Source organism: Pseudoalteromonas porphyrae (assembly GCF_001298125.1).
Classification (GTDB): Bacteria; Pseudomonadota; Gammaproteobacteria; order Enterobacterales; family Alteromonadaceae; genus Pseudoalteromonas; species Pseudoalteromonas neustonica.
Genome location: NZ_LHPH01000022.1, coordinates 55,074 through 69,037, shown reverse-complemented (window position 1 = coordinate 69,037; position 13,964 = coordinate 55,074). Strand labels below are relative to the sequence as shown.

The following is a 13,964-nucleotide window of genomic DNA, read 5'->3' as shown; positions in this document are numbered from 1 at the left end:
AGCCTTAAAAATATTACGTCAAGTATACCTATTTTTTTTTCGACTATTCGGGTATTTATTTTAGTCGTTATGCTGACACCTAATACTTTATCTACTACTTTTAAATTATAAATAAGTTTTTTTTCAAGGAGCGAACATGACTAAAACAGCCCGCTGTATACTTGTTGTTGATGACTCAAAAGCAATTTTAGTCGTGATGCAAGCCATTTTAAATGAACTAGATGTTCCACATATAACTACATGTTTAGATGCCCAAGAAGCACTTGAAAAAGTAAAGAAATCACCATTACTGTATGATGCTGTTTTTACAGACCTCAACATGCCTAATATGGATGGTATGGAACTTATTCGCCACTTAGGTGATATTCATTACCCCGGCGCCATTGTTATTATTTCAGAAATGGCACCAAAAGTGATTGATTTAGCAGCCGACTTAGCCCGTAAAAGTAATGCTCATTTAATCGGTAATATTGCTAAACCCGTGCAATTAACACAAGTGCATCAGTTACTGCAAAAATTAGAACATTTAGCGTGTCATACCGAAAAACCTTCTGAGCCTATATCTGAACACCAACTCCTACACGCTATTAGTCATAATGAAATTACCCCGTTTTATCAACCAAAAGTAAGTAGGGCAACCAACAAGGTAGAAAGTATAGAAGTGCTCGCCCGCATCATAACCCCGCAAGGCACTGTATTTTTACCTGATCGCTTTATTTGCGTGGCCGAACATTTAGATTTAATTAATCTTATTACTTTTCAGCTTTTTGAAAAGGCAACCAATGACTTTATCGATATAAAGAAAAATCTAGGTTACAACCTAAAACTGGCATTTAACTTATCGCCATGCCAGCTAGAAGATTTAAGCTGCCCTGATAAATTGGCACTTATATTAAAACTTAACAACCTCAAGCCAAGTGAAATTATTTTAGAAATAACAGAACAACATGCTTTATGTAGCTCTGCTCAACTTGAAACATTAAACCGTTTGAGAATACGTGGGTTCGATATCTCTCTTGATGATTTTGGTGTTGGCTTTACCAACATAAATCAACTCAAAACACTCCCATTCACAGAAGTAAAAATAGATCGCACTTTAATAAGCCACATTGAAACAGATCAATTTTCACAGGTGATTGTTAGCAGCCTAGTTAACATTGCGACGCAAGGAGATCTCACTATCGTTGCCGAAGGTATAGAGCGCGTTGAAGAGCTTGAGTACCTAGACCGCTTTAAAGAACATATTTTAATGCAAGGCTTTCTAATTTGCCGCCCTAAAGGAAAAATAGAGCTTACCCGATGGGCCAAGTCTTGGTTGCATATGGTTAGTGCCAGTAAAACCAGACGCTAGTTGTCGCCTCGGCCATGCTTGTCTTCTTCACTTAGTAATTTATCATTACTGGCTAATCGTTGTTGCCAACGTTGTTTGGCAACCATTTGCATATTCACTGACTGATCATGCTCATCAATAATATCAAGACCCATTAAAGCTTCTATCATATCTTCAAGCGTCACTATCCCCTGCACATCTCCGTACTCATCAATAACAAGACAAATATGCGTACGTTCGGCTAATAGTGTATGTAATAAAGTCGGTACATAGAGAGTTTCTGGAACAGTGTAAATTGGTTTAACCAGCTTACTTATTTTGTATTCTTTATCTAGGCGATGATATGCCAACATAATGTCATTTTTATGCACAAAGCCAATAATGTCATCAGTGTTTTTATCGTAAACCAATACACGTGAAAAAGAAGCGGCTCCATGCTCTGCTAAGTACTGATCGACAGTTAAATCTTTATGTACCTTAAATAAAACCGTTCTCGGAGTTATTAACGAGTCAAGTTTGGTGTGTCTAAAATGCAATAAACTGCGGATAATCTCAGACTCTTCTTTGTGCAATGCTCCTGATTCAGTGCCTATATCTGCCATAGCTTCAATTTCTTGGCGAATATAAAAGGCTTCATCGTAATTGCGGCCAAGTATATTTGTTAATTTATCAGCAAACCAAACAAAAGGTTTTAATACAATAACCAAATACCTTAACGATGCGGTAACGATAGGCGTTAAAGCACGCCAATAATTTGCGCCAAGTGTTTTGGGAATAATCTCTGAAAGCACCAATACTAGCAATGTCATAATTGCAGATGCAATGCCTACTGCTGTATCTGAAAAAACCACGGCAGCTTGCGCGCCCACACCCGCAGCACCAGCAGTATGCGCTACCGTATTAAGGGTTAAGATAGCCGCTAACGGCTGATCAACATTTTTCTTTAGCTTTTCTAACTGTTTAGCTAACTTTGGTGTTTGTTTGCGTAGCACTGCCACATAACTAGGCGTTATGCTTAATAACACAGCCTCCATAATCGAGCATAAAAAAGAAATTGTAATCGCCGTTATCATGTAAACGATCAATAATGTCACTGTTATTCCTTAGCTATTTAATTAGATACACCCAGACTACAGAGTTTAGCGTTTCAAAAGTTTTAATATCAAAGTGTTACTTTGCAAGAGTAGCAATCTCTTTTAAAAAGTAGCAACGCAAAGAATAAGCCCCTGTAAAACGCCAAAACGGTTAATTAAAACCTGCATTTTGAGGTGGTTTGAGTATACACCTTAACAACTGTCAGTATTAACCTCAAACTTTCTACTAAAGGAAGATAAAATCCATCGCAGAGCGCTTTTTGGCGCCACTTTCACATGTTATATTAAATTAAATTACCCACTTCAGGCTCAACTATGAACCCTAGATCCATTTGGCTCGGTAAAAAACCAAGCCTTAAAACGACACTCGCCGTTTTAACGTTAAGCACTTTTAGCAGCTCACTATTTGCTGCACCTTTAAATAAAGCGGATATAAAATTTATTGGCCCTATTGCCGCTGATATGCAATTGAAACCATATCAAACAGAGCATCAAGATGCGATTATCAACAACCTTTTACCTAGCCTTCAACAACCAAAAAAAAGCATCACAGTCTTTGGTGAAAAACTAAAGTGGCAGTCGTTTGATAGCGTAAATGCATTAACATTAGGTGGCTTACAAGCATTAAAGCTAACCGCTAGCGCTGAACGCTTTACACAAGGCACTCTGACAATTAAAGGGATAGAAAAAGCACAGCTTTTCATCAATTCTGAGAAGCAAACTCCCACAAAAGATGTGTATGAGCTGGCATTAAGCCAAGGCGATCATCAAATTGTAATAATCGCAGAGCAAGTTGCTAACTGGAATGATGTAGAATTTGATTTTACAGCGAAAACAGATACCCACACACTGACTTTTAGCAGTAAAGAACAACATGGATTATCTGCTAAACAGTTATTTGATGCACCAACAGTAAGTGCATTATCGCTATCACCTGACGCCAAGCAGCACTTAGTGTCTACGCGGCACTACCAGGACAGCACCGGTAACACTGCAAACACGGTGACTGAACTAAAAGATGATGACAACCGAACAATTTACCGCTTTGAATCTGGCCAGCCTAGTAATGTAATTTGGAGCCCAGACAATAACTACATAGTGTATTTATTAGAGGGTAAATTAAAGCAGTTAAACCGTAAAACCCTAAGCCTAAGAGTGATCGCTGAAAATTTAGATGGCGCTGGCGGATTTTCGTACTTTGACAACACAAGCTTAATTTTCAACTGGTCAAAATCACCTACTGCGGATAGTAGCCTGACAAAACACTATAAAGGCTTACAAGATCGTTGGTCATATGCGCGTATTACATCACAAGTTTACTTATTAGATATTAATACTGGGCTAAGTAAAATATTAAGCCAAGGACCTCTAAGTCACAGCATTGAAGACTTTAATAGCAAACGCGGCACAGTATTACTTAGTCGCGGCACACAACCAATGCTTGCAACAACTCACCCAACCACAGAGCTAATCGAACTTAATATCGCCAACGGTAAAAGTGAAGTTATTGGCCTATTTAATATTTTTAACCAAGCCAAATACAGCAATAACGATATTTATGTTACTGCTGGGCCTGATTTTAAAGATGGCTTAGGTCGGAATTTACCTGAAGACATGCTCTCAAACAATTACGATGGGCAACTTTATTTATTAACCGATAATGGTAAAAAAGCATCTGCATTAAGCCGTAATTTTGATCCAGCAATTGGTCAACTTGAAGTACTAAATAATGGCGATGCAATCGTTAAAGTTACCGATCAAGATACTATCGCTTTGTATCTTTACGATAAAAGTAAACAGCGCTTTAACAAGTTAAAAACTGGCTTTGATGTAGTTGAGCAATTTAGTTACTCAAACAACCGTAGCCCTGCTATTTTAGTTAGCGGTTCTAACGCATCATCACCACAACAATTAAAACAACTGAGTATAAATAAAAATAAAGCAAAAACGCTTTGGGATTCTAAACCAGAAGGTTATGCCAATACTGATATTGCCAGCCTAGACGAATTTAATTTCACCAACGCTGAAGGTGTTGAAATTAAAGGCCGTGTTTACTTACCAACTGACCTTGATAAAAACAAACAGTACCCTGCTCTCGTTTATTATTATGGTGGCACCTCTCCAGTTACGCGTGGCTTTACTGGACGATACCCTTTTAATCTATGGGCAGAGCATGGTTATGTTGTATATGTAGTGCAACCGACAGGTGCAACTGGGTTCGGTCAAGAGTTTTCAGCTAAGCATGTGAATGCATGGGGGCAATATACTGCTGATGATATTATGCAAGGCACGCAAGCGTTGCTAAAACAATATCCATTTATTGATAAAAACCGATTAGGTAATTTAGGCGCCTCGTATGGTGGTTTTATGACTATGTTGTTAGCGACCAAAACAGATATGTTTAGCGCATCCATTGCCCATGCAGGTATCTCTAATATTACATCGTATTGGGGCCAAGGTTGGTGGGGGTATTTATATTCAGGTGAAGCATCTAAAAATAGCTACCCGTGGAATAATGCCACGCTTTATAGTGATCATAGCCCAGTATTTCATGCTGATAAAGTAACCACACCGTTATTACTTTTACATGGAGATTCTGACACCAATGTACCTGTAGGTGAAAGTCACAATATGTACACAGCTCTTAAGCTGCTTGGTAAAGATGTTGATCTTATTGAATACAAAGGCGCAGATCATCAAATATTCGCCCGTGATCAACGCTTTGATTGGTGGAGTACCAAACTTGCGTATTTTGACCAGCATCTAAAAAATGAACCACAGTGGTGGCAATATTTATATCCTAAAAAATAATTAACACTGTTTATGTTATCAACAGGTAAGGGTACCTCCCTTATCTGTTGATATTTACCAAACAATGACATAAATAGTACAGAAATACTCAAGATCGCCCTTCTCACCTTTTACTAATGAGTGCTAACATAGAGCTATCATTAAAGGTAACTAAGATACTATGGCCATTCATGTTTTATTGGTTGAAGATGACGAACTATTAGTTAAGCGCATACTCAACCATTTTAAAGAGACTGAATTTCACATCGAGAACGATGCAACAGGTGCTGATGCCTTAGCCATTGTGCAATCGCGTGTAAATAACAAAACAGCTATTTCTTTAGCGATTGTCGATATAGTATTACCAAAACGTGATGGTTTACACCTAACAAAAGAATTAAACACCCTTACTGATATTGGCGTGATCATGCTATCTAGCCGTGATTCTCAGGCCGACCGTATTGCAGGCCTAGCACAAGGCGCAGATGATTATATTTGCAAACCCGTTGATTTATTAGAGCTTGAACTACGTATGCGCGCTTTATATAAGCGCCTCAAAGGTAATAATCATCATGACGAAAGCGAAGAGTTTATCGAATATGCTGATTTTAAATTACACCCCGATAACCGCACACTAATCACTGCTAGTGGTATTGAATCTAGACTCACTGAGGCCGAACACAAAGTCCTTATTTGCTTAATTTCAAATGCTGGAAAAGCAACGTCTCGTGAAAAAATATCTGAAGAAATTGGCCAACCTGATTGGAGTCCAAACGACAGAACAGTGGATGTGCTAATTGGTCGCTTACGTAAAAAGCTCAGTGATGAAAAGGATCAAAAACGCATTGTTACCGTACGCGGCAAAGGCTACATGTTATCGATTTAATTATAATGTTGGTTGATTGATTGTTATCAGGTAACCGTTTGCAAATTCCGTTTAACAGCGCAGTCAATTAGGTGATCCATAAATTTTGCTCCCCCCCACTTGACAGTATCCCAGCGCAATCCCTAGCTGATAAATACCTATATTCGTTCCTGTCACATAACTAATTGCTGTACTAGCTATCTTTGAATCGACTTCATGCACCCAACCATTTGGTTTAAAAGTTATTTATACTGTGTTATTAATTTTTAACAAAGGAACAACTATTATTTGCAATCTATGCCTTGCCTAAATCGCTTTTAACTCCAGCTGAGACTGCATTTTGAGGTGACTTGAGTATATTTGTAAAGCCGCGCTCATTTTTCAATCCTTATTAATTAATATAACACCCAACACAAGCAGCACAGCCCCAGTGACCTTTACCATAGATACTTCTTTGATAGGGCTATCAAATAAACCAAAATGACTAATAATTATCGCAATCACTATCTGACCTGTTAATGCATAACTCATCACATTGCCAACCCCATACTTTGGGATCAAGTAATACAAACTTGCAACGCCATAAGTACTAAACAACCCCGATAACCATAAAACCCAAGGGACTGTCCCCAAGCTATTTGGCATAAATTCAGCTTGTTCGCCACCCGAACCTTGTTCCTTATTTACCCAAACGTACGCAGTTAAAACAGCAATAATTAAAAAACTCGATAAAAATGCATAGCACGTTGCCAATAAGTTATTCTGTAAAACCTTACCTAACTGCGCATTCATTGCAGCTTGAAATGCAATTGCAGCTCCCGCAGAGAGCCCCATTACGCCTAGAATATTCATAGCCGAACAACCAGTTGATCTTGGCTCAAGCGGTATTTTGACCGTATAGCAGAGGCATCCTTAGGTGATCTAAATCCTATAGGACATAAAATAGCGGCGCTTAAACCTTGATCTGCCAACCCTAGAATACGGTCTATACCCGCAACATCAAAACCCGTCATTGGGCATGCATCTATATTATTTAATGCCGCAAAAGACAACAAGGTACCGAGCCCAATATAGCATTGCTGAGCAGCCCAAATTGCTTGATGATTTTCAGTTTTTGAGAGCAAATCATCACTAATTTGCTGTTTATACAATGCTAAATCACTGACTGATTTACCTTGGCTATTTGCAAGATTACTAATAAAACAATCAATATCAGTGGAAGTCAGTCTTTTTTGATGAGCAAAAACAAGCAAGTGAGAGCTTTGGGCAACCTTAGCTTGCCCAAAGCTACTAGCTACACATTCTGTTCTTAATGCTGGATTTTTAACAATCAATAATTTGTATGGTTGGATACCATATGCGCTTGGTGCTAAACGTACACTTTCGATAAGCCCATGAATTTGTTTTTCACTTAACTGTGAGTCTGAAAATTGATTAACGGCATAACGCCAATTTAACGCTTTAATGAACGACATATATTACTCCTGCTTTTATACCCCGCTAGGTATATGTCGTCACTTTATATCGATACGTTAAAGCAATCCTTTACATATGTTGAGAACATCAAGTTTATTTAATTTTCTTTTTTATTCGACTCAACTGGGTAGGTGTAATACCTAAGTAACTGGCAATATGAAATTGAGGTAATCTATGTAAGATCAATTCAAATTTATGTAAAAAATGAAGGTAACGTTCAGTTGCCTCTAGTTGTAAAAGGCTAATTTCTCTAGGCTCTTTCTCAATTAACCAATGTGCCTCAAGATAATGTATATGAAAAATCATTAAATCGGGGAATTTGAATAAAGCATCACGGTATTGTTGGTGGTTAATTTCTATAATCTCACTGTCTTCAAGTGCTTGAACCTCTAAGTCACTATTTTCATCCGTTAACAGTGAACTCATACTGCCCGGAAAACGCCCTTCTGAAAAAAAGTTTTTATTAAACTCGTCACCATTCTCACCGCGAACAAAAGCACGAAACAACCCCGTGTGGACAAACGCAAAACTATTAGGTTTTTCACCTAAAGAATAAAGAGTTTCACCTTTTACAACTGTTCTGGCTTTACAACACCCTAAATAAGCATCCCAAGCTTGCTGAGAAAGTGGACTGTATGTATTGATTACTCGTTCTAAATGAGCGTAATGTGGCTGCATAATAGTATCGTTTGACGTTAAGATTAGTGATGAAAATACCACATCAGCATGAATCAAATAAGCTTAGTATTTTGTTAGTTGTGCAATCAAACGCTCAAATGCGCGGTAATTAAGAGCCTCTTTTAACTCAGCTAAACTAATCTCATCAGCTCCTTTTAAATCACTGATTGTTCTAGCAACTTTAATTACACGGTGATAAGAGCGTGGTGATAACGCCAACTTCTCACTGGCTTTAGCTAAAAACTGCAACTCAGCCGTACCAAGCACGCAATGTATGCCCATTTCCTTATTATTAAGCCGTGCATTAACTTTACCTTGACGTTTTAACTGACGACTATACGCCGCTTCAACCCGCGCTCGCACCACAGCACTGCTTTCTTCTTCTTCGGTACTTTGCAATTGCGCGCTGTTCAAACGCGGTAATTCTATTTGTAAATCAATACGATCGATAAACGGCCCAGATACTCGAGATAAATAACGCATTACTTGATCGGGAGTCGCCCGCTTATCATTATGGCAACCGGTGGGGCTGGGGTTAAGTGCTGCAATAAGTTGAAACTGCGCAGGAAACTCCATTTGCCTAGCGGCTCTTGAAATTGTTACCGTGCCGGTTTCCATAGGCTCACGCAGTGAATCAAGCACTTTACGTTCAAATTCTGGTAACTCATCAAGAAATAAAACACCGTTATGAGCCAATGAAATTTCGCCCGGCTTGGGATTTGAAGATCCTCCCACTAACGCCACTGCTGAACAAGTATGATGCGGACTGCGAAATGGCCTTTTACGCCAATTAGTTAAATCAATCGATTGCCCTATAATTGAATAAAGCGCGGCGCTAGAGAGCGCTTCGTCATCCGACATCGCAGGCATAATGGTTGGCATACGTTGGGCAAGCATTGATTTACCGGTTCCTGGCGGGCCTAAAAATAGTAAGTTATGACCACCGGCGGCAGCTATTTCTAATACTCTTTTAGCCCCGGGCTGACCCTTTACATCACTTAAATCATGAATAAAATTAGCGGTATGAACTCGCTCTGCGTATTCAATATTCAATGGTAAAGGTTGCTGATTGAGTAAATCGCTCCATACTTCTTGAATTGATGAAACGGCTTTGCGCTCAACACCATGTACTAAACTGGCTAAACTGTCGTTAACATAAGGCAGGAAGCAACAGCGCCCTTGCTCTTTCGCTGCAAGCACCGATGGTAAAATAGCGTTAACCCCACGCACCTCTCCATTTAAGGCAAGCTCACCATAGAATTCATAACGCTCAAGATCATTACAAACCACCTGCCCTGATGCGACTAAAATACCCATGGCGATAGCTAAATCAAAACGTCCTCCATCTTTTGGAAGGTCGGCAGGTGCAAGGTTTACTGTTATACGTTGATCTGGAAAACCAAACTGAGAGTTTTCAAGGGCACTGCGCACCCTATCTTTAGCCTCTTTTACCGACGCCTCTGGTAAACCAACGATATGAAAAGCCGGTAGACCGTTTCCCAAATGAACTTCAACCATCACTTCAGGTGCTTGAATCCCCACTTGAGCGCGAGAATATATACGAGCTAATGACATTTCCTTTGTCCCTGTAATATTGTTTTATTACAGTCTAGTCAGGATATTTAAAAATATGTAGTGTCAATTGCCACTTCATTGCTGCTAAACGTAATATTAGCGTTGTTAACATCGCAAGCACCATGGCCATTTCGGTCATGATTCCAAACGCGATACCTTGGGTATAGACGATTCCACCAGCAATACAGGTAATAGCATATAGCTCACCTTTTAATAACATAGGTATATTGTCCGCCAGTACATCCCGGATCACGCCACCAAAACACCCTGTTATCATCCCCATGATAATCGCCGTTGTTGCGGGCATGCCGGCCAAGAGCGCTTTTTGTGCTCCCATAACCGCAAAAAAGGCTAAACCAAATGCATCAGCCACTTGTAGATGATAATAAGGTATGGATTTTTGCTTGTTAATAAAGCGCGTTGTTATAAAAATCGATGCAAAAATAGCGACAAAATAACTTTGATCGTGTAGCCAAAAAACAGGCACATCCAAAATCAAATCACGTAACGTTCCTCCACCCACCGCTGTCACCGTCGCCAGTACAACGACACCAAAGCCGTCCATTTTTTTATCGTAGGCAATTAAGGTGCCTGACACAGCAAATACTGCCACGCCGATTAAATCAAACCAATGGTAAAGTTCAGTCATATACTCAAAACACCTCAAGATGCGAATTTAGATACCCAAACGTGCTAAACGACGCTGTTTTAGCACAATAAACTCTAAGTTTTAAGTTAACTTTAAATTAACCTACATTTAAACTAACTCAATAAGCGCTGCGATGTTTGTAGTTGCCTATAACGGACTATCAATGTAATGCCACGAAGTAACATAAAGCAGGTCATCGAAAACCATAACCCATGGTTTTGCCATTGCTGAGATAACAAAAAAACACCAAAAAAACCGAATAGCGCTGAAAAAACCATCGTGTTACGCATGTCTTTTGCGCGAGTTAACCCAACAAAAATACCATCAAACAGAAAACAACTCATTGCTGCTAGCGGTAAAATTATTAGCCAAGGCAAATATTTTTGGGCTTCACTAATCACTTGCGGAACATCCGTTAATAACGTGATTATCTGCCCGCCGAATAATGCAAAAAACACGCTATAACATAGGGCAAACAACATTCCCCAAAAAACACTTATACGCATCCATAAATTAATACGCCTAACACTATTTTGCCCTTTCGCCTGGCCTATTTTTGCTTCACTTGCGTAAGCGATTCCATCTAATGCAAAACTAACTAACATTAAAAAGTTCATTAATACTGCGTTTGCCGCAAGCGTCACATCACCAATGCGAGCACCATAAAAAGTCATAAAACTAAAACACAACTGCAAAATCAGCGAGCGAATAAAAATATCACGATTAAGACTTAATAATGCCCACATTTTTTTACGACTAAACCAACCACCAACAAATAAAGGCACTGACATTTTATTTGCTAATCGTATGACTAAAAATAATGCAAACACTAAGGCAATATAATCAGCAATCACCGAAGCCCATGCAGCACCAGCAACTTCCCAATCTAAAAACACGACAAAATATATATCTAATACGATGTTGGTAATATTAGTGACAAGCAGCAAATAGAACGGCCCTTTACCATAATGAATACCAAGCATCCACGCTAGTAACACCAAGTTACACAGCGCTGCTGGTGCGCTAAAAATACGAATATAAAAGTAACTATAAGCTTGTACTAACACCTCCTCACTGGAACCAGACAGGTAAGCGATTACATTTTTCATTAATGGGGATAAGGCAATTAAAATGAAAGCAACAATAAGCGCCAGTACTAAACTACGTTTTAGTAACCCAGCTAATTGAGCATAGTCCTTTTTACCATAAGCTTGTGCCACAAGGCCTGTGGTACTCATTCTTAAAAAGCCTGCTAGCCAAAAAAGCAACGAAATAATCGTGGCTCCTAGTGCTATACCAGCAAGATAATGCGCACTACCTAGATGGCCAATTACTGCTGTATCAACAATTCCTAACAATGGCACGGTTATATTTGATAATATCATCGGACCTGCTAACAACAGCAAGCTTTTATGGTGTGCCTTATGACGTTTAAGAAATTTTTTCACAGTGTACTATCGGTCCTATTTTGTCTGTCTTTGCCTGCGCAAAGTGCAGTTATTTTGCAGTATCACCATGTCAGTGAAACTCTGCCAGCGGTTACAAGTGTCAGTGCTGATACTTTTACCGAACATCTTACTTACCTGCAAGAGCATGATTTTAAAGTGCTCCCACTCAATGAACTATTAACTCGCTTGCAACAAGGCGAAAGTTTACCAGATAAAACCGTCGCAATTACGTTTGATGATGGATACAAGAATAACTATGAGCAAGCAGCGCCCATATTAGAGAGGTTTAATTACCCTTATACTATTTTTGTAAACCCTAAACTGATTGATGAAGGTAAAGGCTATGTGATGGGTTGGCCCCAATTGAGAGAGCTCGCAAAAAAAGGAGCCCTTATTGCTAATCACAGTGCTCAACATGACTACTTACATCGTAAATTAGCTGAAGAAACAACAGAGCAATGGCAAGCCCGGATCAAGCAAGATATTTTGTCGTCACAACAGCGCATTAAAGAAGAAATAGGACATGACTATAAATACTTAGCCTATCCTTACGGTGAGTTTAATAATCAGCTGCAAGACTTAGTAACTGAGTTGGGCTTTATTGGTATTGGCCAACACTCAGGAGCTATACACACAGACTCTGACTTTAGCCGCTTACCTCGCTTTCCTGCATCAGGGTTTTATAGCACGCTCGATACTTTAATTACTAAAATGAATGCGCGTGCATTCCCTATTAAAAAGCTAATTTATACTGATAGTGTAACAACTGAGGATCTTCCCCAGATCAGTATCCAATTTAATATGGGGGATTTCCATAAAAGCCAACTAGCATGTTATGTATCTAGTGTTGGACAAGCAAAGCTAAAATGGACATCTAAAGATACAGTGCAAGTACAAACACCAAAAGCATTAGGTAAAGGTCGCTCTCGCTTTAATTGTACTGCGCCATCTATTAAGCATGCAGGTAGTTATTACTGGTTTTCACAACCTTGGGTAATCGTTAAATAACCTATTTTTTGCAAATTATTTTTTAACAGCATGACGCAATAAATTACTCGCGATTTTATCCAAGGAAACCACATCTATAGCGGCATTTAGCTCAATTGCCGCTTTTGGCATTCCCCATACTACTGATGACAGCTCATCTTGCGCCATAGTGTAAGCCCCCAACTCCCTTAGAGACAATAAACCTTTAGCGCCATCACTTCCCATTCCCGTTAATAGTGCTGCTACTGTATGCGTTGGACATACCTTTGCCATCGAATTAAATAACACATCAACAGAGGGGCGATGACGATTTATCGGGTCACTTGCATCAAGCTGGCAATACAAACTGCCATTTTGTAACTTAATACTTAAATGCTGATCCCCTGGTGCGATATAAGCCCAGCCTGGCGCTAGTTTGTCACCATGACATGCTTCTTTTACATTTATTGCGCAGGTTTTGTCCATTCGTAGTGCAAATGACTTACTAAAAACTGGCGGTATATGCTGAGTGATCATAAGCGGCGGACAATTCACTGGCATATTTATTAATACTTCTTTAATTGCCTCAGTTCCCCCTGTTGATGCTCCGATCGCTAACACTTTGGTATTGATAAAATGTTGTTTAGCAGAAGTATCAATTGCAACATTAGCTGGGAGCTTAAAGCTGCGTATCCTAGCACCTGCAGCAGTGCGCACTTTTTGCTGTACTAGCTGCGCATACTGAGCAAATTGTTCAGATACATTAATTTTTGGCTTAGCAACAAAATCAACAGCCCCTAACTCTAATGCTTCAAGCGTAATGGGCGAGCCTTTTTGAGTTAAAGTAGAAATCATTACAACCGGCATTGGTCTTAGTCGCATTAGGTTTTTTAAAAAACTAATGCCGTCCATTCTTGGCATCTCAATATCTAATGTAAGTACATCAGGATTGAGCTGTTTGATCATGTCCCGGGCTTGATAAGGGTCTTCAGCACAGCCAACCACTTTAATATCATCAGCTTGATTTAAAACTTGGGTTAAGATTTGCCTTATCAGCGGGGAGTCATCTATCACGAGTACATTAATCATTTAA

The 13,964-nt window shown here is 39.3% G+C and carries 12 protein-coding genes; 4 read left to right on the top strand and 8 right to left on the bottom strand.

What is annotated here, in order from left to right:
• Nucleotides 1-136 precede the first annotated feature (136 nt).
• A complete protein-coding gene (locus ADS77_RS16660; protein WP_054206115.1) occupies nucleotides 137-1,351 on the top strand; it encodes an EAL domain-containing protein in 1,215 nt (404 codons plus the stop codon).
• Here the strand turns inward: ADS77_RS16660 and ADS77_RS16655 are convergent.
• A complete protein-coding gene (locus ADS77_RS16655) occupies nucleotides 1,348-2,424 on the bottom strand; it encodes a hemolysin family protein (protein ID WP_054206114.1) in 1,077 nt (358 codons plus the stop codon). The genes ADS77_RS16660 and ADS77_RS16655 overlap by 4 nt on opposite strands.
• A 315-nt stretch (nucleotides 2,425-2,739) precedes the next feature.
• Between ADS77_RS16655 and ADS77_RS16650 the strand changes: the two genes are divergently transcribed.
• On the top strand, nucleotides 2,740-5,235 hold the full coding sequence (locus ADS77_RS16650; RefSeq protein WP_054455426.1) for an alpha/beta hydrolase family protein: 2,496 nt from the start codon (nucleotides 2,740-2,742) through the stop codon (nucleotides 5,233-5,235).
• 160 nt (nucleotides 5,236-5,395) lie between these two features.
• Nucleotides 5,396-6,100 (top strand): response regulator transcription factor, encoded by a 705-nt coding sequence (locus ADS77_RS16645; RefSeq protein WP_054206112.1) that lies wholly within the window; start codon nucleotides 5,396-5,398, stop codon nucleotides 6,098-6,100.
• Nucleotides 6,101-6,460: 360 nt separating this feature from the next.
• On the opposite strand, the gene ADS77_RS16640 is transcribed toward ADS77_RS16645, so the two are convergent.
• The 6 genes from ADS77_RS16640 to ADS77_RS16615 all read right to left on the bottom strand — a co-directional run bounded on the left by ADS77_RS16640 (nucleotide 6,461) and on the right by ADS77_RS16615 (nucleotide 11,842).
• Nucleotides 6,461-6,931, bottom strand: a complete 471-nt coding sequence (locus ADS77_RS16640) for a DMT family transporter (RefSeq protein ID WP_054455424.1) — start codon at nucleotides 6,929-6,931, stop codon at nucleotides 6,461-6,463.
• On the bottom strand, nucleotides 6,928-7,554 hold the full coding sequence (locus ADS77_RS16635; protein ID WP_054455422.1) for a nitroreductase family protein: 627 nt from the start codon (nucleotides 7,552-7,554) through the stop codon (nucleotides 6,928-6,930). The genes ADS77_RS16640 and ADS77_RS16635 overlap by 4 nt, the downstream gene beginning before the upstream one ends.
• A gap of 94 nt (nucleotides 7,555-7,648) precedes the next feature.
• A complete protein-coding gene (locus tag ADS77_RS16630) occupies nucleotides 7,649-8,233 on the bottom strand; it encodes a Crp/Fnr family transcriptional regulator (protein ID WP_054455419.1) in 585 nt (194 codons plus the stop codon).
• Nucleotides 8,234-8,296: 63 nt separating this feature from the next.
• The gene (locus ADS77_RS16625; protein ID WP_054455417.1) at nucleotides 8,297-9,808 is read right to left on the bottom strand and encodes a YifB family Mg chelatase-like AAA ATPase; all 1,512 of its coding nucleotides are present in this window, start codon (nucleotides 9,806-9,808) and stop codon (nucleotides 8,297-8,299) included.
• A gap of 34 nt (nucleotides 9,809-9,842) precedes the next feature.
• Nucleotides 9,843-10,457 (bottom strand): trimeric intracellular cation channel family protein, encoded by a 615-nt coding sequence (locus ADS77_RS16620; protein ID WP_054206108.1) that lies wholly within the window; start codon nucleotides 10,455-10,457, stop codon nucleotides 9,843-9,845.
• Between the two features lie 113 nt (nucleotides 10,458-10,570).
• Entirely contained in the window at nucleotides 10,571-11,842 is a 1,272-nt protein-coding gene (locus tag ADS77_RS16615; RefSeq protein WP_054206139.1) for an MATE family efflux transporter, read from the bottom strand.
• A 39-nt stretch (nucleotides 11,843-11,881) separates the two neighbouring features.
• Between ADS77_RS16615 and ADS77_RS16610 the strand changes: the two genes are divergently transcribed.
• Nucleotides 11,882-12,913, top strand: coding sequence for a polysaccharide deacetylase family protein (locus tag ADS77_RS16610; protein ID WP_054206107.1), 1,032 nt, complete (start codon nucleotides 11,882-11,884; stop codon nucleotides 12,911-12,913).
• Nucleotides 12,914-12,928: 15 nt separating this feature from the next.
• Here the strand turns inward: ADS77_RS16610 and ADS77_RS16605 are convergent, their stop codons facing one another.
• A complete protein-coding gene (locus ADS77_RS16605) occupies nucleotides 12,929-13,960 on the bottom strand; it encodes a chemotaxis response regulator protein-glutamate methylesterase (protein WP_054206106.1) in 1,032 nt (343 codons plus the stop codon).
• Between the last annotated feature and the right edge of the window lie 4 nt (nucleotides 13,961-13,964).